This is a genomic window from Tamaricihabitans halophyticus, assembly GCF_004340875.1.
GTDB lineage: Bacteria > Actinomycetota > Actinomycetes > Mycobacteriales > Pseudonocardiaceae > Tamaricihabitans > Tamaricihabitans halophyticus.
Genome location: NZ_SLXQ01000001.1, coordinates 1,219,733 through 1,245,609, shown reverse-complemented (window position 1 = coordinate 1,245,609; position 25,877 = coordinate 1,219,733). Strand labels below are relative to the sequence as shown.

The following is a 25,877-nucleotide window of genomic DNA, read 5'->3' as shown; positions in this document are numbered from 1 at the left end:
TCGTGCGGCGTTTGAGCGTTGCCAGTGCGGTGACCGCGGGCCTACTGATCAGCACGGCCGGACTGGCCGGTGCACAGGGCAGCTGGCAGGACGAACCGGTTCCGCCTCGGCCGGAGACCAACTCCGTGCTGGAGTCGGTGGATTATGGGAGTGGTGCCGTCTGGGCGTTCGGCAGCTGGCATCCGGTTCCCGGATCGCCGGACTTCCGGAGCCAGGCGTATCAGCGTGGACCGGATGGCTGGACCGAAGTGGCGATGCCGGATATCGGCCAGATCGCCGGCTCCTCGGTGGTTTCCGGGGAAGACGCATGGGCCGTCGGCCAGAAGATCAAGTACGGCGAGGGGCAGTCGGCGCGGTGGGACGGTACGCAATGGCACGAGGTCGAGTTCGCGGCGGCACCGGCTGATCACCGGCTGCACGTCTCGGATATCAACGCCACCCAATCGGACGCGGCCTGGGCGGTCGGCGGCTATGCGCCGAACGGCGAGGGACAAGCAACCGGGATGGCGCAGTTCTGGGATGGCGCCAGCTGGTCTGACGCGCCGCTGCCGGAGGTCGAGGGTAGCTGGTCGCTGGACGCGGTGGACGGCACCGACGAGAACAGCGCATGGGCGGTCGGCACCCAGTCCGGTGCGGGCGGCCAGGGTGTGGCGCTGCGCTGGAACGGTCAGGACTGGCAGCGGCAGAGCCTGCCGGAGATCGAGGTGCCCTCGGGGTCCTGGCTCGAGCTGGACAGTGTGGTCGGGCTGACCACTGGTGAGGCATGGATCGGCGGATCCGTGCGGTCCTATGAGGACGGCCAGCCGGTCAAACCGGTACTGCTGCGTTCGGACGGAACGTCCTGGGAGCACGTGTCCGCGCCGACGCGGACCGGCGGGATCGAGGAGCTCAGCTGGGTCGACCGGCAGCTATGGGTGATCGGGGACAGCGTGTGGCGGTCGACCGACGGCGGTTGGCAGGACGTGGGTGCACCCGCGAACGGTGCGCTGAGCTCGGCTACCGTGCAACCCGGCGGCGGTCTGTTGGCCGTCGGCCGTAGCGGTTCATTGCCGCAGTACAGCCCGCTGATCTCGGTGTACCGCGACTAGCGACCGCGTTCTTTAAGGATCTTGCGGGGGTTTTCGGGCGCTGACGTACTGCGCGGCGCCGGCGAACCGGCGGCGGATGTCGACGAGCCCGTGCTCGCGAAGCGCGGCGCTGATCTCGTTTCGGCCGAACATCCGTACGCCGATCGCCTTACCCGCGAGCAGTTGCATCTCGCTGACCACCGGTTGCTCGGAAAGGCAACTGGTCATCAGCGCGAGCCGGCCATCCGGCGCGAGCACCCGGACGAGCTCGGCGAGCACCGTGAACGGCTCCGGCACCAGATACAGCGCGGCGAAGCAGCACACCGAAGGGAACGTGCCGTCCGCGAACGGCAGATCGCGGGCATCCGCGTGCAAGTAACCGGCGCGCTCGGTGTCGTTGTCGCGGACCGCGCGGGAAAGCATCGGCCGGGAGGCGTCCACGCCAATCGCGTAGCCATCCCCGGTCAACGCCTCGGCGAAGCCACGGGTGAAGTTCCCAGGTCCACATGCGACGTCCAGCACCAGCCGCTCGCCTGGCAGGCCGAGCATTTCGTTGGCCAGCCGCTGTTCCCCTTCGCCGCGCGGCGCGGGCAGGCCGCACAACAGTCCACCCGCAGGGCGCCACCAGCGCTGGTAGATGGCCGCGACAACGCGGTTGCGCATGGCGAACTGCGCGGGCGTACGTGGTTGTCGCGCGGCCGGAGCAAGTTCGTCATCCGGCGGCAGCACATCGAGATAGCCGTCCACGTCCCGGGCTGCCGCGCTGATCCGCGCGGAGTCGATGAAATCGCGAACCACTGGCATCGGTTTACCTACCGCTGCGCGGTCATGAACCTGCCGCCCAGCCACGCCGTATAGCCGAGCAGTCCGATCGTGCCCAGCTTGCGGGTTCGCCGCGAGGTCAGCGCGAGTCCGAGTGCCACCTCGGTTGCCCCGTTCCGGTACACCCAGGTAGTGGTGTCTTCGGGGAACGCCGTTTTGGATATCGACTCGAACGCCTGTGGTGCGGCGAAATGCGCCGCACCGGTGCCGGCGAGCAGTAGACCGAACGCGCGGGACAACTTGGCCATTGGGTTGTTCCTTCCTGCCGTCGCGGGTAGAAATGATACCGCGAGTAACAGATACTTCAAGTACCAAGAACTGGCACCCAGGAGTTGCGGCTGATGCGTGATTTTTCCGGTAAGACGGCGGTTGTCACCGGCGCTGGCTCCGGCATTGGCCAGGCCTTGGCACTCGGACTGGCCAGCCACGGCGCCCGCCTCGCATTGTCTGATGTGGACGAATCGCGGGTGGCGGGCACCGTCGAGCGCTGCCGGCAGCTCGGTGCGGCGGCCACTGGTTATAAACTCGATGTTGCCGATCGGGACGCGGTTTTCGCCCATGCCGAGCAGGTTGATCGGGAGTTCGGCGGAGTGCGGCTGGTGGTGAACAACGCCGGCGTGGCGTTGGGCGCCGAGGTCACCCAGATGTCCATGGACGATATGGACTGGCTGATGGGCGTCAACTTCTGGGGCGTGGTGCACGGCACCAAGGCCTTCCTGCCCCAGCTGATCGCCAACGGCGACGCCCATCTGGTGAACATCTCCAGCGTGTTCGGCTTCATCGGGGTGCCCACGCAGAGCGCCTACAACGCGGCGAAATTCGGCGTGCGCGGGTTCACCGAGGCGCTGCGCCAGGAGATGTTGATCGCTGGTCATCGGGTGGGCGTCAGCTGCGTGCACCCTGGCGGCATCCGCACCAACATCGCCAGGGACGCGCGGATCGCCGGCGACGACCTGCCCGACCGCGCCGCCGCCGACCGGGGTTTCCAGCGAATCGCGCGGACCACCCCGGAACGCGCGGCACGCACCATTCTGGACGGGGTACGCCGGAACCGCGCACGCATCCTGATCGGCGCGGACGCGCGGGTCATCGATGCGCTCCCCAGGTTGCTGGGTCCGCGCTACCAGGGGATCGTGGCGGCAGTAGTGAAAACGGCCCGACGCTTCATCGGCTAGCCCAGTCCTCGGTTAGCCAAGCCGGTCGAGGGAGGACCGACCCATGGCTACCGCGGCGGAACAGCTGGTGAGCATGCTGGCAGCGGCCGGCGTGCGCCGGATCTACGGGATCGTTGGGGACAGCCTCAACCCGATCGTGGACGCGGTGCGGCGCAGCGCGGATATCGAATGGGTGCACGTACGGCACGAGGAGACCGCCGCGTTCGCCGCGGCGGCCGAAGCCCAGGTGACCGGCCGGCTCGCGGTCTGCGCGGGAAGCTGCGGCCCCGGCAACCTGCACCTGATCAACGGCCTTTACGACGCGCACCGCAGCGGCGCCCCGGTACTCGCGCTCGCTTCGCATATCCCCTCCGCGCAGATTGGCACCGGCTTCTTCCAGGAAACCCATCCGGCCGAGCTGTTCAGCGAATGCAGCCACTACAGCGAGCTGGTCACCGATGAGGAACAACTGCCAAGGCTCGCGCGGATCGCCATGCAGGCCGCGGTGGGGCAGCGCGGGGTCGCGGTACTGACCATTCCGGGTGATATCGCCGAACGTAAGGCCGCGCAGGGTGCGCAGCGCTGGGGTCGGCCGGTATCTCCCGCGCCGGTGCGGCCGACCGAGCAGACCATCGCCGAACTCGCCGAGCTGCTGAACTCGAGCGAACGGGTGATGCTGTTCGCCGGCGCGGGCTGTGCGGGCGCACATGACGAGGTGATGGCGCTCGCCGAGAAGTTGGCCGCGCCCGTCGGGCATTCGCTCGGCGGCAAGGAGTGGATCCAGTACGACAACCCGTATGACGTGGGGATGAGCGGGCTGCTCGGGTACGGCGCCTGCCATGACGCGATGCATGCCGCCGACCGTGTGGTGCTGCTCGGTACGGATTTCCCCTACGACAATTTCCTGCCCCAGGCACACACCATCCAGGTAGACCACAGCACCGCGCATCTTGGTCGGCGGACCCCGCTGGATCTCGCGGTACATGGCGACGTCCGGGAGACCATCAACGCGGTACTTCCGCTACTGCGCTCGCGCGGCGACCGGCAGTTCCTTGACCGGATGCTGCAGGAGCACGCCAGAAGGCTGGAGCGGGTGGTGGACGCCTACCGGGACAACGTGACCGAGCACCGGCCGATCCACCCGGAGTACGCCGCGGCCATTCTCGACGAGGTCGCCGCCGATGATGCTGTGTTCACAGTGGACACCGGGATGGGCAATGTCTGGGCGGCGCGCTACCTGACACCGAACGGAAACCGGCGGGTTATCGGGTCGTTCCGGCACGGCAGCATGGCGAACGCGTTGCCGCATGCGATCGGTGCGCAGCTCGCCGCGCCGGACCGGCAGGTGGTCTCCATCTCCGGCGACGGCGGGCTGACCATGTTGCTCGGCGACCTGCTGACGCTGGCCGCGCTGAAGCTGCCGGTGAAGGTGGTCGTGTTCAACAACGCCAGCCTCGGGATGGTCAAGCTGGAGATGCTGGTCGATGGTTTGCCCGCCTACGGCACCGACCACGCCGAGGTGGACCTGTCCGCGATCGCGCGGGCCTGCGGGGTGCCGGCGAGCAGGGTCACCGAGCCGGCCGCGGTGGCCGACGCGTTGTCGGCCGCCTTCCAGCAGCCTGGGCCTGGCCTGGTCGAGCTGGTGACCGACCCGAACGCGCTGTCCATCCCGCCCAGGATCACCGGCGAGATGGTGCGCGGGTTCGCGCTCGCCGCGAGTAAGACGGTGCTCAACGGCGGTGTCGGCAAGATGATCGAGCTGGCCCGTAGCAACCTGCGCAACATCCCGCGCCCCTGACGCGCGGTCGGTGGGTTTCCTGCGCGCCCCTGGGGCAACCCTGAGGAGAAAGCCGGGGGCTGTCCCCGATGTAGCTCCGCCGCGCACGCCGTAGCGTTTCTGGCATAGCGGGGGTCGGACGAGCGGGTTTGCGGAGAATGGACTGAGCAATGGTGCGACCGTTGATGGCAGTGGCTGGCGTGGCGCTGATCGGGGTGGGCGCCGCGGTGGCGTTCGGCTGGGTGGGTACGGACACCGCCGAGGCGGAGAACAACATCGCCGAGCGAGTGCGCAGCGTGGAGATCGACAATCAGTCTGGGGACGTGACGATTCGGGCCACCGATACCCAGCAGACGAAGGTGCACCAGTCCTTCCGGTATCGCTGGGGCGAGCCGGACGAGGCCTACGAGCTGGATGGCGACAACCTGGTGCTGAACGGCTGCGGCTGGGGCTGCGACGTCAGCTACCAGGTCGAGGTCCCGCGCGATGTGCTGGTCACCGGCAAGGCGAGCTCGGGCAATGTCACCCTGACCGAGGTCGGCGGGGTGGACGTGCAGGCGAACTCCGGGAACATCGAGGTCCGCCGAGCCGCCGGCGAGGTGCGCACGAAGGCCAGTTCGGGGAATATCACGCTGGTCGACCTCACCGGTCCGGTGTTTGCCGAGGCCAACTCGGGCAATATCCGAGGTGACCAACTGGGCAATCGTGCCGAGGTGCAGGCCAGTTCGGGGGATATCACGCTGAACCTGGCCAGCCCGCAGTCCGTCACCGCATCGGCGAGCAGTGGCGACGTCGAGGTCGGCGTGCCCGATGGGCGTTATCGGGTCACCACCGAGACGAACGGCACCCAGGAGATCGGCGTCGCCAGCGATGACTCCGCGTCGCACGTGCTTGACCTCGAGGCGAGCAGCGGAGACGTGACGGTGCGCACTCTCGGCCGGTAGGCACGAGCAGACCGGGAACCATTTTGCCTGCACAGGCGTTATGCTGGCAGAAAGCTTGAGTGTGTAATGCTCAACCCCGGGTTGACGGGGCTGGGTTCGCCAAACTAGAACTTGCGCGAGCTCTACTCAACCCTATGGGTTGCGCACGAGAACTGACAGATCCAGGAGGGAAATCCAATGGCGCGAGCGGTCGGTATCGACCTAGGAACCACCAACTCGGTGGTTTCCGTACTCGAAGGTGGCGAGCCGACGGTGATCGCCAACTCCGAGGGTGCCCGCACCACCCCATCCGTCGTCGCCTTCGCGAAGAACGGTGAGGTGCTGACCGGGCAGCCAGCGAAGAACCAGGCGGTGACCAACGTCGACCGCACCATCCGGTCGGTCAAACGGCATATCGGCACCGACTGGAACACCGAGATCGACGACAAGAAGTACACGGCGCAGGAGATCAGCGCCCGCGTGCTGATGAAGCTCAAGCGCGATGCCGAGGCCTACCTCGGTGAAGAGGTGGCCGACGCGGTTGTCACCGTGCCCGCCTACTTCGAGGACGCCCAGCGGCAGGCCACCAAGGAAGCCGGGCAGATCGCCGGCCTCAACGTGCTGCGCATCGTCAACGAGCCCACCGCGGCCGCGCTGGCCTACGGCCTGGACAAGGGCGAGAAAGAGCAGACCATCCTGGTCTTCGACCTCGGTGGCGGTACCTTCGATGTCTCGCTGCTCGAGATCGGTGAGGGCGTCGTCGAGGTACGGGCCACCAGCGGCGACAACCACCTCGGCGGTGATGACTGGGACGAGCGGATCGTGCAGTGGCTGGTGGACAAGTTCAAGTCCACCAACGGCATCGACCTGACCAAGGACAAGATGGCCCTGCAGCGGATCAAGGAAGCCGCGGAGAAGGCCAAGATCGAGCTGTCCAGCTCGTCCAGCGCGAACATCAACCTGCCGTACATCACGGTGGACGCGGACAAGAACCCGATGTTCCTGGACGAGACGCTTTCGCGTGCCGAGTTCCAGCGGATCACCTCGGATCTGCTCGACCGCACCAGGCAGCCGTTCAACAACGTGATCAGGGACGCCAGCATCTCGGTCAGCGAGATCGACCACGTGGTGCTCGTCGGCGGATCCACCCGGATGCCCGCGGTCACCGAGCTGGTCAAGGAGCTGACCGGGGGCAAGGAGCCGAACAAGGGCGTGAACCCGGACGAGGTCGTCGCGGTCGGCGCGGCGCTGCAGGCCGGTGTGCTCAAGGGCGAGGTCAAGGACGTCCTGCTGCTGGATGTCACCCCGCTCTCGCTCGGTATCGAGACCAAGGGTGGCGTGTTCACCAAGCTCATCGAGCGCAACACCACGATCCCGACCAAGCGCAGCGAGATCTTTTCCACCGCGGGCGATGGCCAGACCACGGTCGGCATCCAGGTCTTCCAGGGTGAGCGGGAAATCGCCGCGTACAACAAGAAGCTCGGCACTTTCGACCTCACCGATATCCCGCCGGCACCGCGCGGCGTCCCGCAGATTGAGGTCACCTTCGACATCGACGCCAACGGCATCGTGCACGTGACCGCGAAGGACCTTGGCACCAACAAGGAACAGTCGATGACCATCACCGGTGGCTCCGCGCTGCCGAAGGAGGACATCGACCAGATGGTCAAGGACGCCGAGGCGCACGCCGAAGAGGACAAGCAGCGCCGCGAGGAGGCCGAGGTTCGCAACCAGGCCGAGTCGCTCGTCTACCAGACGGAGAAGTTCGTCAAGGACAACGACGAGAAGGTGCCCGAGGAGACCAAGACCAAGGTGAACTCGGCGCTCGACGAGGCCAAGGAAGCGCTGAAGGGCGACGACACCGAGAAGATCAAGAGCGCCATGGAGAACCTCACCACGATCTCCCAGGAGATGGGCTCCGCGCTCTACGCCAACACCGGTGCCGCCGCTGCTGGCGCCGAAGGCGCCGGGGCTGCTGGTCCGGACGCTGAAGGCGCTTCCGCGGCCGGCGGGGACGCCAAGGCCGAGGACGTGGTGGACGCGGAGATCGTCGACGAGGATGGCAAGGACAAGAAGTGACGCCGCAGCCGCCGCAGCCGAAAGACGAAACCCAGCCCGAGGAGCCGATCGTCGTCAAGGATCGGCGCCGGATCGACCCGGAGTCGGGCCAGGTGCGGGAAGAGGTCAAGGAAGAGACCGTCGAGCCGCCGGCCGCCGCGCCTGGTGAACCGGGCGCGCCAGCCGCCGACGAATCGGCCAGTCCGGCTGGTTCGGCTGGTTCGGTTGACGAAGCCGCCGATACGGCCGGTTCGCCGGACACCGAACTCACCGCACTGAAGCAGGAACTGGCGGAGCGCACCGCGGATGTGAAGCGGGTGCAGGCCGAGTTCGCCAACTACCGCAAGCGGGTTGACCGCGACCGGGATTCGGTGATCGAGGGCGCCAAGGCCTCGCTGGCCGGCGAGCTGTTGCCACTGCTCGACGATCTGGAGCGGGCCGAGGCGCACGGCGATCTGACCGGCCCGTTCAAGGCAATCGCGGACAAACTTGTTGCGGCGCTGGAAAAGGAGGGCTTGGCCTCCTACGGTGCCGAAGGCGATGAGTTCGACCCCGCGGTGCACGAAGCGGTGCAGCACGCCACTTCCTCCGAAGTGGATGGTCCGACGGTGACCACGGTGCTGCGCAAGGGGTATCGGATCGGTGACAAGGTATTGCGCAACGCAATGGTCGCGGTCACCGATCACGAGCCGGCAGCCGAGCCGGAACCGGTTCCCGAGGCGGTCGAGGTTCTCGCCGACGACACCACGGGCCCGATACCGACGCCGGGCATGGAAAGTAACCAGTAATACGAGGCAGAAAGGAGGGGACGTCCGATGAGCGCGCGGGACTGGATCGAGAAGGACTTCTACCGTGAATTGGGCGTCTCCTCCGACGCCTCGGATTCGGATATCAAGAAGGCTTACCGGAAGTTGGCCAGGGAGAACCATCCCGATGCCAACCCGGGTAACGAGCGTGCGGAGAAGAAGTTCAAGGCCGTCTCCGAGGCCTACGGCGTGCTCTCCGACGCGGAAAAGCGCAAGCAGTACGACGAGGCACGCCGGATGTTCGCCGGCGGTGGCTTCCCGCGCGGTGGCGGCGGTTTCGGGTTCCCCGGTGGCGCTGGCGGCGCGGGTGGCGGCACCGGCGGGTTTGACTTCGGTGATCTGTTCGGCCAGAACGCCGGCCAGGCAAGTGGCGGCGGGATGGGCGGTCTCGGGGATATCCTCGGTGGTTTGTTCGGTCGGCGCGGCGGTGCCGCTGGCGCGGGTGCCACCGCGCAGCGAGGGCAGCGTGGCGCGGATGTGGAGACCGAGGTCCGGATCGAGTTCACCGAGGCGGTGCGCGGGGCAACCGTGCCGCTGCGGTTGTCCAGCCCAACGCGCTGCGATGTGTGTGCCGGTTCGGGGGCGAAACCGGGAACGTCGCCGAAGACCTGTGGCACCTGCGGTGGCGCGGGTCTGGTGAGCCGCAGCCAGGGTGCCTTCGCGTTTTCCGAGCCGTGCCGGGATTGCCGGGGTAACGGTCAGATCGTGGAGCATCCCTGCCCGGAGTGTTCCGGCAGTGGGACGAGTACCCGGACGCGCACCCTGACCGTGCGGATTCCGCCTGGGGTGGAGGACGACCAGCGGATTCGGCTCGCCGAGCAGGGCGAGCCAGGTCGCGGCGGGGCGCACGCGGGTGATCTGTATGTGCGGGTGCAGGTGAGCCCGCATGCGGTATTCGGCCGGTCGGGTAATGATCTGACGATCACCGTGCCGGTGACTTTCCCTGAGCTGGCACTTGGTACCACACTACGAGTGCCGACACTGGATTCGGCGGTGTCCGTGCGGGTGGCGCCGGGGACCAGTAGTGGGCGAGTGCTTCGGGTGCGCGGTAAGGGCATCGAGAAGCGGGACGGCAAGGTTGGTGATTTGCTCGTGACGCTGCAGGTAGCCGTACCGGCGAACCTGGACGGCGCGGGTAAGTCGGCGCTGGAGAAGTATGCGGAGGCTACGGCCGAGCACGACCCGCGGCCGGATCTCACCGCGATGCTGGAGGGCCGAGGTAGATCATGAACAAACCGGTTGGCGGAGTGCCGTTTCCGCATGGGGCGGATGAAGACACCCCGATGTTCGTGATCTCGGTGGCCGCCGAGCTGTCCGGCTTACACGCACAGACCCTGCGCAGTTACGACCGGCTCGGCTTGGTATCCCCCGGCCGGACCGCGGGGGGCGGGCGACGGTATTCGATGCGGGATATCGCGTTGCTCCGCGAAGTACAACGACTGTCCCAAGAGGATGGTGTGAACCTGGCGGGGATCAAGCGCATCATCGAGTTGGAGAACCAGGTCGAGGCGCTGTCCGGGCGGGTTGCCGAGCTGACCGAGGAGCTTGCCGCCGCCTATGCCGCTGCCGAGCAGGCAGCCGCGGCGGTGCACGCCTCGTATCGCAATGACCTGGTACCCGCGCGCCGGCAGACCGCGCTGGTCGTCTGGAAACCGCCACGCCGCTCCCGCTAGCCGCGTTCTTTATGGATCTTGCGGTGACTGCGTGTGACCGCGTTCTTTAAGGTTAGCGAGTCTGGGCGTGCACCAGTGCGGCGAGGGCGTCGAGCCGGCGGAGGGTGGCTGATTCCGATTCGGTGGGGATGTCGAACGTGGCTCGATCGGCACCAGCTTCGGCGAACTCGGCCAGCAGCGCTGGCTGATTCTCCTCGGCCGGCACGTTGAGCACGACGTCCGCGCGGTCCCTAGCGATCAGCGCGGCGCGCATCTCCCGAACATCCGCCACGGTTGCCACCACCGGGAACCAGCCGTCGCCATGCTCGGCAACCCGTCGCCGAGCAGCCGGGCTGTGCCCGCCAATGTAGATCGGCGGGTGTGGTTGTTGCACTGGTTTCGGCCATTGGAACATCGGGCCGAAGTTGACGTGTTCGCCGGTGAATGTGGCCTCGGACTTGGTCCAGATCGTTTTCAGCGCCGCGAGCTGCTCGTCCAACTTACGTCCACGGGTAGCCGGATCCACCCCATGGTTGCGCATTTCCGTACGGTTCCAGCCGGCCCCCACGGTCAGGACGGCCCGGCCGTGCGAGAGCAGGTCGAGGCTGGCTACCTCTTTGGCGGTATGGATGACGTCGCGTTGCACGAGCAGCGTGACCCCCGTGCCGAGTAGCAGGTTCTCGGTGGCCGAGGCGGCTGCGGTCAACGCGATGAACGGGTCCAGCGTCCGGTAGAACTGGCGGTCCAGTGTGGACCCGTCCGGAGTTGTTGTACCCAGTGGGATATGCGAGTGCTCAGCCAGGAACAGCGAGTCGAACCCACGTTCCTCCAACGCCTTTGCCAGCGCGTCCGGCCGGATACCCTCGTCAGTGACGAATGTGGAAACCCCGAATTTCACCGTACCTCCGTTGACTGTTCCTGCTTGGCAGCGGTCGCCCGCAGCCGCGCTATCCGCCCCAGCAACTTGGTCCGATACAGCTGAAGCTGGGCGATCTGACTGTCGAGCACCTGTAGCCGCGCCTGGTGCGTCGTGATCGCCGCGCCGGTGTCCACACAGGTGGCGTGGTCATCCTCGGCGAGGCAGGGCGCCAGCTGTTGGATGTCCTCGACGGTCATCCCCGCATCCAGCAGGCTCCGTACATTGCGGACCCTGGTGACGGCATCGGCGTCGTAGGTTCGCCATCCCGCGTCGGTGCGTTGGGCCCGCAGCAGACCTCGTTGTTCGTAGTAGCGCAGCGAGCGCCGGCTGACCCCGGTGCGCTCGGACAACTCCCCTATGTGCACGACTGCCCCGTTCATCTCCGCCACGGTAAGTACTGACACCAGTGTCAAGGTCAAGTCGCGCGGATCTATTTCTGCGCCAAGCGCCGCTTCAACACAACCGCAAGATCCCTAAAGAATGTGGTTCACGGTGTGGCGGAAGTCCGCGAGTGCGGGGTGCTGCGCGTTCGGTGCCCAGGCCAGGTAGGTGGCCACCGGCGCCACGTCGGTGAGCGGGATATAGGTGATCTCCGTGTGCGAGTACATATAGGACGTTGACTCCGGCGTGACGCCGATTCCCAAACCGGCGGCGATATTGGTCTGCCAGTCGTCGGTATTGGCCACGGTGATCGTCGCGTGTGGTCCGGTATCCGCCGGCCACAACTCCGGGTTCGTCGTGCCGTAAGCGGTGTTCACCAGCACGGTTTCCTCGGCCAGCTCGGTGATCCGCAACTCGTCTCGGTCCGCCAACTGGTGGTGCGCGGGCAACGCCGCCATCCTTCGCTCGTGCCACAACAGCTCGTGGTGGTATGCCGGTCCGGGCCGCTGTCCCCTGCTCACCACGATATCCACCTCGCCGGTGGCCAGCGCGCCGAACGCATCGTCCAGCCGGCGCAGTTCGAGCGGCACGTCGGGAAACCGCTCCCGCCAGGTGCGCAGTAGCCGCGTGGTGTGCTGGCCGAGCGCCGCCCAATGGTGCCCGACCCGCAACGGCCGCAGCCGCGCCATCGGACTGTGTACCGCGTCATCGAAGGAAAGCACCGCGGCCGCCGCCTTGACCCGGAACCGTGCGCCCGCCGTCGTGGTCACCACACCCTGCGCGGAGCGGACCAGCAGCTCGGCACCGACCTCGCGTTCGAGCTGGGCGAGCGTTCTGGACACGGCCGGCTGGGCCAGCCGCAACCGCTCCGCGGCGCGGCTGATGCTGCGCTCCTCGACGGCGACCAGAAAGGTCCGTAGGTGGCGGATCTCCACGCCCATAACCGCGCAGCATAGTCCATCGCGAAACGGCATTTTTCCGTTTTGGGATGCGGCGGTTGTATGTACCTCGTGCGTACTCCCGGATTCTCGCCAGTTCCTTACACCTTCGTGGTCATGTGGTCGAGCGGAGCGCTCGCCGTCGAATTCGGGTTGCGGCACACGAACGTCGCGAACTTCCTCTGGTTGCGCGCGCTTGGTGCCGCCCTGATCTCCTGGCTGGTCTGGCTGGCCGTGCGCGATGCGCTCCCCCGCGGCCGCCGGCAATGGGTTCGGCTGCTCCTTGCCGGGCTGTTCCTCCAGGTTGGCTATCAGGGTTTGTTCTTCCTCGCGATCTGGGCCGAGCTGCCGGCCGGGATCGCGGTGCTCATTGTTGGCAGCCAACCGATTCTCACCGCGCTACTCAGCCGGCAGGGCCGGGATGCCCGGTTGTGGCTCGGGCTGCTGCTCGGCTTCGGCGGGCTGTTGCTCGCGGTGAGTTCCAGTCTGGACGGACACGCCACCGCGCTCGGCGTAGCCTTCGCCTTCGGCGCGCTGCTGCTGATCACCGTGGGCACGCTGGTGCAGAGCACCAACAAGGGCGTGGGGATCTGGTCCTCGCTTGCCGTGCAGACCACGGTCAGCACGGTCGCGTTCGGGTTGCTCGGTGCAGGGCAGCTGGAACTGCCGGAAAACGGCAGCTTCTATCTCGCACTCGGCTGGATGGTGGTGATCGTGTCGGTCGGCGCAACCGCACTGCTGTACCTGCTGGTCCGGCGCGGCGCGGTGACCAAAGTGGCCAGTTTGTTCTACTGCGTCCCCGCGGTAGCGGCCATCCTCGATTACCTGGTCCTCGGCACGAAACTCGGCTGGTCGGAAGTCCTCGGCATCGCCATCGTGCTCGCCGCGGTGGCCCTGATCCAGGCACCGCGTTCCCGCCGCTCGCGGGTTCTAGTCCAACGTGAACGGGTCGTAGTAGATGCGGTCCAGCGGGGTGCCAGCGACCAGCATCTTGGACACGGTTGCGCGGATCATCGTCGGTGAGCCGCAAACAAGCACCCGGCGATCGGCCCAGTCGCCGTGCCGGGTGACCGCATCGGCGAGCGTGCCACGCTCCACGCCAGCCGCATCGGCGCCTTCCTCGGCGACCGGAACCACGGTCAACCACGGATTGGTCGTGGCGAGCTGGCGCAATTCGTCGAGCGCGTAAAGATCATCCGCGTTACGCGCACCGTAGAACAGCTGCACATGCGGGTTTTCTCCCCAGTGCGACCAGTCATCCAGGATCGCGCGCAGCGGTGCGATCCCGGTGCCGCCGCCGATCATCAGCACGTTCTGCTCATCGGTACGGCTCGCGGTAAGCCGACCGAGGGGTGACCCGAGCCGCCACTCATCGCCCTCCTGGGTATGGCTGACGATGGCGCGGCTGACCCAACCGCCCTCGACCGCGTGCACGTGGAACTCGAGCGCGCCGTCCTCGCGTGGCGCATTGGCCGGTGAAAGGTAGCGCCAGAAACGCGGGCGCTGGGGCACCTCGACACTGATGTACTGCCCGGGTTGATACGGCAACGGGTAGTCCGGCTGCACGCGAACGATTGCCAGGTCCCAGGACAGCCGGTGGTGTTCTAGCACGGTGGCCGGGAACCAGGCAGGACCGTCATCGGCCGCGGCCGCCTCCTGCATGGTCCGCGCCATGATCGTGTAGGCCTCGGCCCAGGCGCGTTCCACCTTCGGCGTCCAGTCCTCGCCGAGGTGTGCCTTCAGCGCCGCGAGCAGCGAGGTGCCCACCGCCTCGTAATGCCTGGCCACCACGCCGAACTTGCGGTGATCCCTGCCGAGCTGATGCAGGAACGGCACCAGATCGTCCGGCCGGTCGACCATCTGCACGACGTGCACGATGGCCCGCATCAGCCGGCTGCGCTGTACCTGCATATTCGCCGGGAAGAGCTCGCGCGCCTCCGGCGCGAGGCTGAACAGCATGCCGTAGAAGAACCGCGCGACGTCCTCGGTTTGTGGCTCGACCTGTGCCCAGGAGTTACGGATCGTGCGAACCATCGCGACTACCGCGGGCGGAGCCTCACGGTGCGTGGCTGGCTGCGGGAACGGGCTGATGGCGTGTGGTGCAGTCATGGTCGGGGCACGAACTCCATGGTCTTTCCGCTCTTCGGTAGGTCTGTCCTGGGCGACACCGGCCCCCGACAGCCTGAGAGTAGCCATAAAATCGGCGCTTGTCCGCCCCAGGAACAGCACTGGGTGGGCAACGCTACCCTGAATAGGGCCGAATGCGACAAATGGGTGAGTTTGGGCTCTAGAGTGTGGCGTGCGACTACATTAGGTGACGAGAGGACGGTCGTGGTCGAGCAGGACGAGCCGCAGCCGGAAGCCGAGGCTGACCACGCGGCAAGGGAGGAAGCCGCGACCGCCATTGAGCGGGAGCTGTCCGTGTTGTTCGCACGGGCGCGCAGCTTCTCCCTGAGTATCGCCGCCGAAGTGCACCCCGAGCTGGATTCGGCCGCCTACGCGCTGCTGGTTCGGCTGAGCGATATCGAGCCGGTGCGGGCGGCCGAGGTTGTGGACAAGTCCGGACTGGACAAATCCACCGTCAGCCGGCAGATCGCCCGACTTGAGGAATTGTCGCTTATCGAGCGGGTGATCGACCCTACCGACGGCAGGGCGCGCCTGGTGCAACTGACCGAGGCCGGCAGGGAACGGCTCACCGCGGTCCGCGCGCGCCGTAGCCAACGGCTGCGGGATACCTTCACCAGCTGGTCCACCGCGGATGCCAGCGAGTTCGGCCGGCTGCTCGGCAAGTTCAACACCGGCCTCGAGCCGCGCTCCCGGTGACCGCGTTCCGTAGGGGCCTTGCGGTTTAACATGCGCGGATGCAGCCGGAACAGAAGCCAGACAATCCCGACGCGTTCTTCGCGGTTGATCTGCGGGTCGGCCGGATCGTAGAGGTGCGGCCCTTCCCGAAGGCGCGTAAGCCCGCGTGGCAGATCGCCGTCGACTTCGGCGAGTTCGGCAAGCGCTGGACCAGCGCACAGGTCACCAACTACACCGAAGCGGAGCTGCTGGACCGGCTGGTGGTCTGCGCGGTGAACCTGGGCAAGAAGCGGATCGCCGGGTTCACCAGCGAGTTCCTGCTGCTCGGCGCGATCGGTGCGGACGATGAGCTGGTCCGGCTGTTGCGGCCGGACGACGGCGCGCAGCCGGGTGAAGTGATCGCCTGACCTGGAAACAGCTCGGCCCCGCACCGGAACTGGGCCAGTACGGGGCCGAACACCAGAACAGTTCGTCTGCTATCTGCTTATTTTGTCGGCTTTATTCAGTTTCTTGATCTCGCCGCTGCGTACCTTGGCCTTCCACGCTTTGACCTCACGTTTGACGACCGGTGCGAGTATGTAGAGCCCCGCGATATTGAACAGCGCGCTCATGAACACCATCGCGTCCGCGAAGTCGAGCACCGCGCCCAGTGTCAGCACCGTGCCGCAGACCGTGAGCAGCACGTAAACGACCTGGTAGGTGCGCTCCGCTCGCCTGCTCTTACCGAATAGGAACGTCCAGGACTTCTGCCCGTAGTAGCCCCAGGTGATGATCGTGGACACTGCGAAGAGCACCACGGCGACCGTCAGCACATACGGGAAGCCGGGCAGTACGGTGCCGTAAGCCTCCGAGGTCACCGTTACGCCATCCGGCACCTCGCCGCCGGCCTGCACCGTTTCCTGTGCCTCCACCCAGAACGCCGGGTTGGCGATCACGATGGTCAGCGCGGTCATCGTGCAAATGACCACCGTGTCCACGAACGGTTCGAGCAGTGCAACCAGGCCCTCGGTCGCGGGATGCTTGGTCTTTACTGCGGAGTGCGCGATCGGGGCGGAACCGAGGCCAGCTTCGTTGGAGAAAGCCGCGCGCTGGAAGCCGACGATCATCGCACCGATGGCCCCACCAGCCACGCTTTCCGGCGCGAACGCGCCACGCACGATTGCCTCGAAGGCCGCCGGTACGTCGACGATGTTCGTCAGGATGACGATCAGCGAGGCAGCGACATAGATGATCGTCATGGCGGGCACCAGCCTGCTGGTCACCTTGCCGATCGACTTGATGCCACCGATAATCACCGCGCCGACGACCAGCGCGAGGATGATTCCGAAGATCAGTGCCGCGCCGTCGTTGCCGAGGAAACCGTCGTCACCGCCGGTGACATCCCGCAGCTGGGCGAAGGTCTGGTTCGCCTGGAGCATGTTGCCGCCAGCGAAGGCGAACAGCAGCAGCATCAGTGCGGAGCCGACCGCCAGTCCCGTTCCGATGATCCGCCCCTTGCTGCCACCAAGACGTTCTGCGACGCCCTTGCGCAGGTAGTGCATCGGGCCGCCGGAAACGGTGCCGTCCTCGTGTACCTCGCGGTACTTCACACCCAGCGTGCACTCCACGAACTTGGTGCACATACCGAGCAGACCGGCGACGATCATCCAGAATGTGGCGCCCGCGCCACCGATCGTGACGGCGACACCGACACCGGCGACGTTGCCCATTCCGACCGTGCCGGACAGGGCAGAACTCAGTGCCTGGAAATGGCTGATCTCGCCTGGTTCATCGCCCTTGGTGTATTTGCCGCGAACGAGTTGGAGTGCGAGTCGGATGTTCCGGAACTGGATAAATCCGAAATAGATGGTGAACACCGTGGCGCCGAGGATCAGCCAGGCTACGATCCACGGGAACTGCGCACCAAAGATGTTGATCTCGTAGAAGACGAACTCCGAGACCGCCGTGGTGATTGGGTCGAAGACGGTGTTGATGCCGTCTTCGATGGATTTCAGGATGCCGGACTCGGCGCCGTCGCTTTGCGCGAGGACGCCGCCCGAAGCGGCGAGGTTCGTGATCGACGATGCCTCGGTCGGGGCAGAGGCTAACAGCGCTGACATGGCTGAAAAGTGCAGCGTATGTAGGTGGTGAGCGCAAGCCTTTCCCGAAAAAGTTGTCACATTCGTTTACTGGCTGGTCGGGCTGCGTGCTGGGGACGCAACTTTCTTAGCAACTACCCGATCGAGTGATGTGGATAACTCTGGTACTTGGTTGCCGTAGGCAACTAAAGGCGTATAGTTGTAGTCAGCAATCAACTATTTGGCGGGCGATCCGCGGAAGGTGTGTGGGCCATGCGCCCAAGCTACGAGTCGTGTGTGGAGCTGTTTCGGCAGCTCCGGCTGGCCGCGCAGTTGCAGCATGCCTGGTTCGCGCAGTGGTGGCAGGGCGAAAGTGAGCTGCATCCGGCCACGATCAGCCTGCTCGGCGAGTTGCATCGGTGCGGCGAGTGCCGGCCGTCCGAGCTGGCCAACCGGCGCATGGTGGACCTGTCGGTGATCAGCAGGCAGTTGGGTCAGCTGATCGACGCTGGCCTGGTGGAACGCCGACCCGCACCGGAAGACGGCAGGGCCGCGCTGGTGCGCGCCTCGGCTGCCGGCGAGCAGGCGCTGATGCGTTGGAAGGAGCTGCACGCCGAGCTGCTACAGCACGCCCTGGCCGACTGGGACGACGAGCGCGTGACGGAGCTGATCGGTGAGCTCGGCGCGGTGAACAAGGATTTGCGGGCCGCGGTCGATGCGGGGCGCTCCCCCGTGACCGCAGGAGTGGATGGAGGTCAGTGACGTCCGCGGTAACTGAGACGCGCGACGCGCGGCGTCGTGCCAAGCATGCGAGCGAGGCGGGAGCCGAGCCGCAATCGATGACCCATCGGCAGGTCATGGAGGCATTCTCCGGCCTGTTACTCGCGCTGCTGGTAGCGATCCTGTCTTCGACGATCGTGTCGAACGCGCTGCCGACGATCCTCGCGGATCTGGACGGCACGCAGAGCCAGTTCACCTGGGTCGTCACGGCGATGCTACTCACCTCGACGGCGACGACGCCAATCTGGGGCAAACTTTCCGACCTGTTCAGCAAGAAACTGCTCTACCAGCTGGCCATCGTCATCTTCGTGGCCGGTTCGGTGCTCGGCGGCTTTGCCAGCTCGATGCCCGAGCTGATCGCCTGTCGTGCGCTGCAAGGCGTGGGGATGGGCGGTATGCAGGCGCTGGTGCAGGTCGTGCTGGCCGCGATGATCTCCCCGAGGGAGCGGGGTAAGTACAGCGGGTACATCGGCGCCACCTTCGCGGTCGCCACGGTGTCCGGGCCGCTGCTCGGTGGTCTCATCGTGGACTCGCCGCTCGGCTGGCGCTGGTGCTTCTGGGTGACCGCGCCGATCGCGGTGCTCGCGTTCATCGTGCTTGGCCGGACATTGAAGTTGCCACTGCTCAAGCGCAAGGTGAAGATCGACTGGCTGGGCGCGACGTTGATCGTCGGGGGCGTGGCGCTGCTGTTGATCTGGACCTCGCTGGCGGGCAAGGACTTCGCTTGGGCGTCCCTGCCGAGCGCGCTGTTCGTTGGTGGCGCGGTGGTGCTGCTTGGCTTCGCGCTGTTCGTTGAGTCGCGGGCCAGCGAGCCGGTTGTGCCGCTGCGGCTGTTCACCAACCGGACCTTCACGCTGGCGGTGCTTGGCACCATGGCGGTCGGCACCGCGATGTTCGGCGGTGCGGTGTTCCTCGGGCAGTACTACCAGATCGCGCGCGGGTATTCACCGACGCACGCGGGTCTGATGACCATCCCGATGGTGCTTGGTCTGTTCCTGTCCTCGACCATCGCGGGGCAGATCATCTCGCGTACCGGTAGGACCAAGCCGTTCCTGGTCGGCGGTTCGATCGTGCTGGTGATCGGCTTGACGCTGCTCAGCACGGTGGATGCCGGCACGAATCTGACGCTGATGGGCTGCTACCTGGCGCTGATGGGGATCGGCGTTGGCGCACTGATGCAGAACCTCGTGCTTGTCGTGCAGAACACCATCCCGATGCAGGATATGGGCTCCTCGACGGCCGTGGTCACGTTCTTCCGCACGCTCGGTGGTTCGGCAGGGGTGTCGGTGCTCGGCGCGGTGCTGGCGACCAAGGTCAGCGAGTACATCACCAGTACGCTCGCCGACCGCGGCCTGCCGGCTGGCAATGCGCTCAACGGTGGTGGCGGCACGATGAACCTGGACGCGGTGCCTGGCCCGATCCGCGAGATCGTGCGGGCGGCCTACGGCGACGCGACCGGCAAGATCTTCGGGATCGCCGCGATCATCGCCGTGGTCACACTGGTCTCGGTGCTGTTCATCAAGGAGACCCCGCTACGCAGCACGCTGGACCTGGAACCCGAAACCACCCGGCAGTATCCCTGAACCTCGCTAACCTTAAAGAACGCGGTCGCGGAGCGTGTCCGGATCGCGCTAACCTTAAAGAATGCTGTCACGCAGTGTCACCGCAAGATCCTTAAAGAACGCGGTTCGGTAGGCGCAGCCGGCCCGGCCCCCTCGCGTCGTTTCTCCTCGGCCGGCTCGTTGGCGAGGCTCTGACGGGCCGGCGTGAGCCTGGGAAACTGTTCCGGGCGCGCCGTGACTGCACTAAGGGATGGCAAGATCCTTAAAGAACGCGATCACGGAACGTGTTCGATAACTTGAGTGGAACTAACTCAACTTTCCTGACGTTGTACATGCAGACGGCCAGTGCGAGAGGCTGTAGGCACGTACGACGCGAGGATGGGAATGGACGCTTTCAACCCGACAACCAAGACGCAGCAGGCAATCTCGTCCGCCTTGCAGGCGGCAACCATGAACGGCAACCCGGATGTCGCTCCTGCCCACCTGCTCGGTGCGCTTCTCGCACAAAGTGACGGCATCACGGCGCCGTTGCTCTCCGCCGTCGGCGCCGACCCGGAAAAGGTGCGCGGCGAACTCGAGCCACTCGCCCAGACCTTGCCCTCGGCCACCGGCGCCACCGTCTCCGCCCCGCAGTTCTCCGCCGACGCGGTGCGCTCGCTGACCCACGCGCAGCGGCTGGCCACCGAGATGGGCGATGAGTACGTCGCGGCCGAACACGTGCTGGTCGGGCTTGCCGCCGAGGGCGGCGCGGTTGCCGACCTGTTGCGTAAGCACGGCGCCACCGCGGAGGCGCTACGCGAAGCCTTCGTCAAGGTGCGTGGCTCCGCGCGGGTGAGCAGCCCCGATCCGGAGGACACCTACCAGGCGCTGGAGAAGTACGGCGTCGATCTCACGCAGCAGGCACGGTCCGGCGAACTCGACCCGGTGATCGGCAGGGACAGCGAGATCCGCCGGGTCGTGCAGGTACTTTCCCGGCGCACCAAGAACAACCCGGTGCTGATTGGCGAACCGGGCGTTGGCAAGACCGCTATCGCCGAAGGCCTCGCGCAGCGCATCGTTGCCGGTGACGTGCCCGAGTCACTACGCAACAAACGCGTGGTCTCGCTGGACCTCGGTTCGATGGTCGCCGGCGCGAAGTATCGCGGCGAGTTCGAGGAACGGCTCAAGGCCGTCCTCAAGGAGATCACCGATTCGGACGGTCAGGTGATCACCTTCATCGACGAGCTACACACCATCGTTGGCGCCGGCGCTACCGGCGAAGGCGCGATGGATGCCGGGAACATGATCAAGCCGATGCTCGCCCGAGGCGAGTTGCGCATGGTCGGTGCGACCACATTGGACGAGTATCGCCAGCGCATCGAGAAGGATCCCGCGCTGGAGCGGCGCTTCCAGCAGGTGCTCGTCGGTGAACCTTCGGTCGGCGATACCGTCGGCATCCTGCGCGGACTCAAGGAGCGCTACGAGGTGCACCACGGGGTGCGGATCACCGACTCCGCACTGGTCGCCGCGGCCAGCCTGTCCGACAGGTACATCAGCGCGCGTTTCCTGCCGGACAAGGCGATCGACCTTGTCGACGAAGCGGCATCCCGACTGCGCATGGAGATTGACTCCCGACCGGTCGAAGTGGACGAAGTGGAGCGCGCCGTGCGCCGCCTCGAGATCGAGGAGATGGCGCTGTCCAAAGAAGAAGACGATGAGTCAAGGAAACGGCGTGCGGCGCTCCGTGCCGAACTCGCCGAGAAGCGCGAGGAACTTTCCGCGCTCACCGCGCGCTGGCAGAACGAGAAGGGCTCGATCGACAAGATCCGCGACCTCAAGGAGCAACTGGAACAGGTTCGTGGTGAGTCCGACCGAGCGGAACGCGATGGCGACCTCGGGCGCGCGGCAGAACTGCGCTACGGGCGGATTCCCGCGCTAGAAAAGGAACTGGAGTCGGCAACCGAGTCCACCGAGCACGAGCAGGTAATGCTCAAAGAGGAAGTCGGCGCGGACGATGTGGCCGATGTGGTCGCGGCATGGACCGGTATTCCCGCCGGCCGGCTGCTGGAGGGCGAGACCGGCAAGCTGCTGCGGATGGAAGAGGAGCTTGGCGAACGGGTCATCGGCCAGGCAGAGGCCGTTCGCGTGGTTTCCGACGCGGTACGCCGGGCGCGGACCGGGGTAGCCGATCCGGATCGGCCAACCGGTTCCTTCCTGTTCCTCGGTCCGACCGGGGTCGGCAAGACCGAGCTGGCCAAATCGCTTGCCGCGTTCCTGTTCGACGACGAGCGCGCGATGATCCGCATCGATATGTCCGAGTACAGCGAAAAGCACAGCGTGGCCCGGTTGGTCGGGGCACCGCCCGGATATGTCGGCTACGACCAGGGCGGGCAGCTGACCGAATCGGTGCGCCGCCGGCCGTATTCGGTGGTGCTGCTCGATGAGGTGGAAAAGGCTCACCCGGACGTATTCGACGTACTGTTGCAGGTGCTCGACGACGGGCGGCTGACCGATGGCCAGGGGCGTACCGTCGATTTCCGGAACACCATCCTGGTGCTTACCTCGAACCTCGGTTCCCAGTCGATCGCTGATGCCGCGCTGGATGAGCAGCAGCGCAACGACGCGGTATTGCGCGTGGTTCGCCAGCACTTCAAGCCGGAGTTCCTGAACCGGCTGGACGATGTGGTGGTATTCCACGCCCTTTCCACCAACGAACTGGTATCCATTGTGGATATTCAGGTGGCCAAACTTGCCGAACGGCTTGGCGAGCGCAGGCTCACCCTGGACGTCACCCCAGGAGCGCGCGAATGGTTGGCGCTGAACGGTTTCGACCCGGTATACGGTGCGCGGCCACTGCGCAGGCTGGTGCAGTCGGCGATCGGTGATCAGCTTGCCAAGGAGCTGCTGTCTGGTGGGGTCCGCGATGGCGACACCGTCCGGGTCGACGTGGCTGGCGACACCACAGCCGCGCTGACCGTGCATCGCGCCTGAGCAGAACCGGGATCGCCCAGGCGGGTGAGACCACCCTACCCGATCGGTGTTCGACGGAGCTTTGGTACGAACACAAGCTCCGTCGAACGGAAGATCGAAATAAAGAGGGGTGGCGAAACGCCCGTTGGGGGGCAGAAATCATCGCAGCCGGCCTACTAGGCTGCGCTTTGTGGGTATACCTGCGTGGGTTTGGTTCATCATCGCCGCCGTTGCCGCGGTCGCCGGATTAGTGCTGCTCGCGGTGGATCGGGCGCGGGAGGGCTCGCGGAACCGGGAGCGGGCGCGCTGGGCGAACCTGCGCGGCTGGCAGCTGACCGAGATCGATCGAGTGCTCGCCACCCAATGGGATGGCGGCGCGATCGGGTACTACGACGCACAGATTGCACGCGACGTAGTTGCCGGCTCAACGTTTACCACGAGTGGGCGACGTCAGCTTTATGTTTTCGATATCGAAAGCGATGGACGGATACACGGGGTAATAGCCGCGGTGCGGTGCAAGGTCGTGCACCGCACGTTGCTTGAGCTCTGGTTGGCCAGCGTGCCGTTCCAGCGGGACGAGATGCCCGAGCTGCTTGGGCCGGTCGGTCAGCGCTACGCGTTCACCGACAACGTGGCCGATGCGCAGCCACTGATCAGCCAGCAACTCGTGGAGGCGGCCGACGAACTCGGCGGCGACGTCAGCGTGGCCTGGCTGGAAGGCGAGTGGGTGCTCGCCTGCGTGCCGCCGAACGTTGGACCGTCCCGTTTGGAGCGCCTGCTGCGCGATCTCGGCGAGCTGGCCGACGTGGTGGACCCGGACACGGGCGGCTTCGTCGAGCGCGGCCGGCACGCCCGCGCGGTGCCGGAGAGCGACGCCCAGTAGCCGCGCTAGCCCTGAAGAACGCGGTCATGGAGCGTGCTGCGGTACAGCGTCCGCGGCCGTTCCCGCGCGGCTGCGCCGTCTGACACATCGGTAATGTGCCGAGCATGCCGACCGCATTCATCACGGGTGCCACCGCAGGGATCGGTGCCGCTTTCGCTCGCCGGCTCGCGGCCGAGCAGTACGACCTGATTCTCGTTGCCCGCGCCGCTGACCGGCTGGCCGAGCTAGCCGAGGAACTGCGCGGCCGGTTTGGCGTGCGCGCTGACGTGCTCCCCGCCGACCTCACCGTGCCAGCCGATCGGGACCGGCTGGCTGCCCAGCTCGCGGATACCGAGGTCGACCTGCTGATCAACAACGCCGGCATCGGGCTCGGCGGCGGAATGCTGGAAAACGACGTCACCCGGCTACAGGCGCAGCTGGATGTGAACGTCACCAGCGTGCTGCAACTGACCAGGGCGGCACTGCCCGGCATGCGGGCACGTGATCGCGGCGCGGTACTGAACGTGTCCAGCGTCGCCGGGTTCCTGCCGGACGCGGGTGCCACCTACACCGCGGGCAAAGCCTGGGTCACCGCGTTCACCGAGGGGCTGGCCGTGCAGCTCGCGGGTACCGGCGTGCGCGCCTGCGTGGTCTGCCCCGGATTCACCCATACCGAATTCCACCAGCGCGCGGGTATCAGCAAGACCGGCCCCAAGTTCCTCTGGTTGGACGTCAACCAGGTCGTCGACCAGGGCCTTGCTGACCTGCGTCGAGGCAAGGTGATCTCGGTGCCGAGCACCCAGTACCGGCTGATCGTGGCGGGAATCCGGCTGCTGCCCCGTGCGCTGCTGCGCCGGCTCGCCGGCGCCTCCGCCTTCGCGAGGGACTGATACCCGGCACCCGAATTAGCCGATTTGCCTGCCCCGCTGGTAAGAACTGATTCGTGGCCGCACCGTTCATCCGCCTAGGCATCCAGCTGGTCCGGCTTGCCGCCACGGCCGGCGGTGCGATCGCCCGAAGCCGCCGCAACCGGCGGATCGCACGCGTCCGGCACCAGCTGGGCAGCTGGTGCGCGAGCAACGGCTGGAGCTACCGGGACAACGTGCCGGACACGCTGCTCAACTACTTCGACGGCACCCCGTTCACCCGCGGCACGATGCGCGAACTGCGGCATGTGCTGACCGCGACCTACCAGGACCGGCCGGTGCTGGTCAGCGAGCTCGGGTACTACTACCCGGCGGATGTGGTGCAGTACGGCTCGGGGCCGCGCACCAGGACGTCCATGCGCGGCAACCCCGGCGGCACGGTGCAGGCCGGTGTGGTCCAGCTGCCCGCCGCGGTGCCGCGTTTACAGGTCGCCCGCGCGGGCCTGCTTTCCAGCGCGGCGGAAGTCTTCGGCGTGCGGGATCTGCAACTGGAGAGCGTGCAGTTCAACCAGACCTTCCAGATCGGCTGCGATATCCCTCGGTTCGCCTACGACGTGCTGCATCCGCGCACCATGGAGTGGCTGCTCACTGACCCGCGAGCGGCCGAGATCGGCTGGCGCTTCGACGGGCCGAACCTGATCGGTTGGCGCAACGGCTGGCTCTCCGGGCCCGGCGACGTGCTCACCATGGCGAACTTCCTCTGTGAGCTGGCCGACCGGGTACCCAGCTTCGTGTACAACAACGGCTGGCAGGTGCCGGCCGGCCTGCCGCATACACCGCTGCGATACGTCCCGCTGCCGTAGCGCGTGCCGCGGTGTCCGCGCGCGCGGCCGTATGCGATGCTCCTGACCTGTGCGAAGCGGAGTCGTGGATATGGCTGGCCGTGCCGAACTGGCCAGGTTGATCAGTGAAATCGCCGTGGTACACGGCAAGGTGCGGTTGGCGTCGGGAGTGGACGCTGACTACTACGTGGACCTGCGGCGGGCCACCCTGCACCATGCGGCAGCCCCGCTGATCGGTCGGCTGCTGCGCCAGCTGACCTCGGACTGGGACTTTGTCGCGGCTGGCGGGCTAACCCTCGGTGCTGATCCGGTTGCCTGCGCGATGTTGCATTCCGCGGCCGCCGACGGGGTCGTGTTGGACGCCTTCGTGGTGCGAAAGTCCACCAAGGAACACGGCATGCAGCGGCAGATCGAGGGCAGTGAGGTAAGCGGCCAGCGGGTGCTCGCGGTCGAGGACACCTCCACCACCGGGAGCAGCGTGTTGACCGCGGTGGATGCGCTCCGCGCGGCAGGGGCCGAGGTGGTCGGGGTCGCCACCGTGGTGGATCGGGACACCGGCGCGCGGGAGGCCATTGAGCAGCGCGGACTCACCTACCGCGGGTTGCTCAACCTCGCCGATCTCGGGTTGGCCTAGTGCCGTCGAGGCACGGTTTCGACATA

At 66.4% G+C, this 25,877-nt stretch carries 25 protein-coding genes; 18 read left to right on the top strand and 7 right to left on the bottom strand.

The annotated features are described in order from the left end of the window. Nucleotides 1-11 precede the first annotated feature (11 nt). On the top strand, nucleotides 12-1,088 hold the full coding sequence (locus tag EV191_RS05975) for a WD40/YVTN/BNR-like repeat-containing protein (RefSeq protein WP_132875749.1): 1,077 nt from the start codon (nucleotides 12-14) through the stop codon (nucleotides 1,086-1,088). A 12-nt stretch (nucleotides 1,089-1,100) separates the two neighbouring features. On the opposite strand, the gene EV191_RS05970 is transcribed toward EV191_RS05975, so the two are convergent. Both EV191_RS05970 and EV191_RS05965 read right to left on the bottom strand, forming a co-directional pair. After that, entirely contained in the window at nucleotides 1,101-1,871 is a 771-nt protein-coding gene (locus tag EV191_RS05970; RefSeq protein WP_207894396.1) for a class I SAM-dependent methyltransferase, read from the bottom strand. A gap of 8 nt (nucleotides 1,872-1,879) precedes the next feature. Beyond that, the gene (locus EV191_RS05965; protein WP_132875748.1) at nucleotides 1,880-2,137 is read right to left on the bottom strand and encodes a DoxX family protein; all 258 of its coding nucleotides are present in this window, start codon (nucleotides 2,135-2,137) and stop codon (nucleotides 1,880-1,882) included. Between the two features lie 93 nt (nucleotides 2,138-2,230). Here EV191_RS05965 and EV191_RS05960 point away from each other — a divergent pair, with 93 nt between their 5' ends. From EV191_RS05960 to EV191_RS05930, 7 genes are all read left to right on the top strand, one after another. Then, nucleotides 2,231-3,064, top strand: a complete 834-nt coding sequence (locus EV191_RS05960) for an SDR family NAD(P)-dependent oxidoreductase (protein WP_132875747.1) — start codon at nucleotides 2,231-2,233, stop codon at nucleotides 3,062-3,064. A gap of 43 nt (nucleotides 3,065-3,107) precedes the next feature. Continuing rightward, a complete protein-coding gene (locus tag EV191_RS05955; RefSeq protein WP_132875746.1) occupies nucleotides 3,108-4,841 on the top strand; it encodes a pyruvate dehydrogenase in 1,734 nt (577 codons plus the stop codon). A 164-nt stretch (nucleotides 4,842-5,005) separates the two neighbouring features. Then, nucleotides 5,006-5,764: a DUF4097 family beta strand repeat-containing protein gene (locus tag EV191_RS05950; protein ID WP_243658766.1), complete on the top strand. Its 759-nt coding sequence runs from the start codon at nucleotides 5,006-5,008 to the stop codon at nucleotides 5,762-5,764. 177 nt (nucleotides 5,765-5,941) lie between these two features. Next, on the top strand, nucleotides 5,942-7,822 hold the full coding sequence (dnaK, locus tag EV191_RS05945) for a molecular chaperone DnaK (RefSeq protein WP_132875744.1): 1,881 nt from the start codon (nucleotides 5,942-5,944) through the stop codon (nucleotides 7,820-7,822). Next, nucleotides 7,819-8,589 (top strand): nucleotide exchange factor GrpE, encoded by a 771-nt coding sequence (gene grpE, locus EV191_RS05940; protein WP_132875743.1) that lies wholly within the window; start codon nucleotides 7,819-7,821, stop codon nucleotides 8,587-8,589. The genes dnaK and grpE overlap by 4 nt, the downstream gene beginning before the upstream one ends. A gap of 27 nt (nucleotides 8,590-8,616) precedes the next feature. Then, a complete protein-coding gene (dnaJ, locus tag EV191_RS05935; RefSeq protein WP_132875742.1) occupies nucleotides 8,617-9,837 on the top strand; it encodes a molecular chaperone DnaJ in 1,221 nt (406 codons plus the stop codon). Further along, on the top strand, nucleotides 9,834-10,280 hold the full coding sequence (locus EV191_RS05930) for a heat shock protein transcriptional repressor HspR (RefSeq protein WP_132875741.1): 447 nt from the start codon (nucleotides 9,834-9,836) through the stop codon (nucleotides 10,278-10,280). The genes dnaJ and EV191_RS05930 overlap by 4 nt, the downstream gene beginning before the upstream one ends. A 52-nt stretch (nucleotides 10,281-10,332) precedes the next feature. Here the strand turns inward: EV191_RS05930 and EV191_RS05925 are convergent, their stop codons facing one another. The 3 genes from EV191_RS05925 to EV191_RS05915 form a co-directional block, all read right to left on the bottom strand. Next, nucleotides 10,333-11,157, bottom strand: a complete 825-nt coding sequence (locus EV191_RS05925) for an LLM class F420-dependent oxidoreductase (protein WP_132875740.1) — start codon at nucleotides 11,155-11,157, stop codon at nucleotides 10,333-10,335. Beyond that, nucleotides 11,154-11,558, bottom strand: a complete 405-nt coding sequence (locus tag EV191_RS05920; protein WP_207894395.1) for a MerR family transcriptional regulator — start codon at nucleotides 11,556-11,558, stop codon at nucleotides 11,154-11,156. The genes EV191_RS05925 and EV191_RS05920 overlap by 4 nt, the downstream gene beginning before the upstream one ends. Nucleotides 11,559-11,651: 93 nt before the next feature. Next, complete coding sequence (locus tag EV191_RS05915; protein ID WP_132875739.1) at nucleotides 11,652-12,500, bottom strand: LysR family transcriptional regulator; 849 nt, start codon at nucleotides 12,498-12,500, stop codon at nucleotides 11,652-11,654. A 114-nt stretch (nucleotides 12,501-12,614) separates the two neighbouring features. Here EV191_RS05915 and EV191_RS05910 point away from each other — a divergent pair, with 114 nt between their 5' ends. Further along, nucleotides 12,615-13,520 carry a DMT family transporter gene (locus EV191_RS05910; protein WP_243658765.1) on the top strand — a complete coding sequence of 302 codons (906 nt, stop codon included), beginning with the start codon at nucleotides 12,615-12,617 and terminating at the stop codon, nucleotides 13,518-13,520. Here EV191_RS05910 and EV191_RS05905 read toward each other — a convergent pair. Beyond that, a complete protein-coding gene (locus EV191_RS05905; RefSeq protein WP_424565425.1) occupies nucleotides 13,428-14,606 on the bottom strand; it encodes a globin domain-containing protein in 1,179 nt (392 codons plus the stop codon). The genes EV191_RS05910 and EV191_RS05905 overlap by 93 nt on opposite strands. Before the next feature lie 222 nt (nucleotides 14,607-14,828). On the opposite strand from EV191_RS05905, the gene EV191_RS05900 reads away from it, so the two are divergent. Next, nucleotides 14,829-15,320: a MarR family winged helix-turn-helix transcriptional regulator gene (locus EV191_RS05900; protein WP_243658764.1), complete on the top strand. Its 492-nt coding sequence runs from the start codon at nucleotides 14,829-14,831 to the stop codon at nucleotides 15,318-15,320. A gap of 38 nt (nucleotides 15,321-15,358) precedes the next feature. Then, nucleotides 15,359-15,706, top strand: a complete 348-nt coding sequence (locus tag EV191_RS05895; RefSeq protein WP_132875736.1) for a tRNA-binding protein — start codon at nucleotides 15,359-15,361, stop codon at nucleotides 15,704-15,706. 69 nt (nucleotides 15,707-15,775) lie between these two features. Here the strand turns inward: EV191_RS05895 and EV191_RS05890 are convergent, their stop codons facing one another. Beyond that, nucleotides 15,776-17,398 (bottom strand): alanine/glycine:cation symporter family protein, encoded by a 1,623-nt coding sequence (locus EV191_RS05890; RefSeq protein ID WP_132875735.1) that lies wholly within the window; start codon nucleotides 17,396-17,398, stop codon nucleotides 15,776-15,778. Nucleotides 17,399-17,629: 231 nt separating this feature from the next. Here EV191_RS05890 and EV191_RS05885 point away from each other — a divergent pair, with 231 nt between their 5' ends. The 7 genes from EV191_RS05885 to pyrE all read left to right on the top strand — a co-directional run bounded on the left by EV191_RS05885 (nucleotide 17,630) and on the right by pyrE (nucleotide 25,851). Then, on the top strand, nucleotides 17,630-18,118 hold the full coding sequence (locus tag EV191_RS05885; RefSeq protein WP_132875734.1) for a MarR family winged helix-turn-helix transcriptional regulator: 489 nt from the start codon (nucleotides 17,630-17,632) through the stop codon (nucleotides 18,116-18,118). Beyond that, nucleotides 18,115-19,719 (top strand): MDR family MFS transporter, encoded by a 1,605-nt coding sequence (locus tag EV191_RS05880; RefSeq protein WP_132875733.1) that lies wholly within the window; start codon nucleotides 18,115-18,117, stop codon nucleotides 19,717-19,719. Before EV191_RS05885 ends, EV191_RS05880 begins: the two co-directional genes overlap by 4 nt. Nucleotides 19,720-20,082: 363 nt before the next feature. Continuing rightward, nucleotides 20,083-22,668, top strand: a complete 2,586-nt coding sequence (gene clpB, locus EV191_RS05875; RefSeq protein WP_132876174.1) for an ATP-dependent chaperone ClpB — start codon at nucleotides 20,083-20,085, stop codon at nucleotides 22,666-22,668. 169 nt (nucleotides 22,669-22,837) lie between these two features. Further along, a complete protein-coding gene (locus EV191_RS05870) occupies nucleotides 22,838-23,530 on the top strand; it encodes a type III secretion system chaperone family protein (protein WP_243658763.1) in 693 nt (230 codons plus the stop codon). Nucleotides 23,531-23,634: 104 nt separating this feature from the next. After that, nucleotides 23,635-24,399 carry an SDR family NAD(P)-dependent oxidoreductase gene (locus EV191_RS05865; RefSeq protein WP_132875732.1) on the top strand — a complete coding sequence of 255 codons (765 nt, stop codon included), beginning with the start codon at nucleotides 23,635-23,637 and terminating at the stop codon, nucleotides 24,397-24,399. Nucleotides 24,400-24,452: 53 nt separating this feature from the next. After that, entirely contained in the window at nucleotides 24,453-25,238 is a 786-nt protein-coding gene (locus EV191_RS05860) for a hypothetical protein (RefSeq protein WP_132875731.1), read from the top strand. Between the two features lie 70 nt (nucleotides 25,239-25,308). Continuing rightward, on the top strand, nucleotides 25,309-25,851 hold the full coding sequence (pyrE, locus tag EV191_RS05855) for an orotate phosphoribosyltransferase (RefSeq protein ID WP_132876173.1): 543 nt from the start codon (nucleotides 25,309-25,311) through the stop codon (nucleotides 25,849-25,851). The last annotated feature ends 26 nt before the right edge of the window (nucleotides 25,852-25,877 follow it).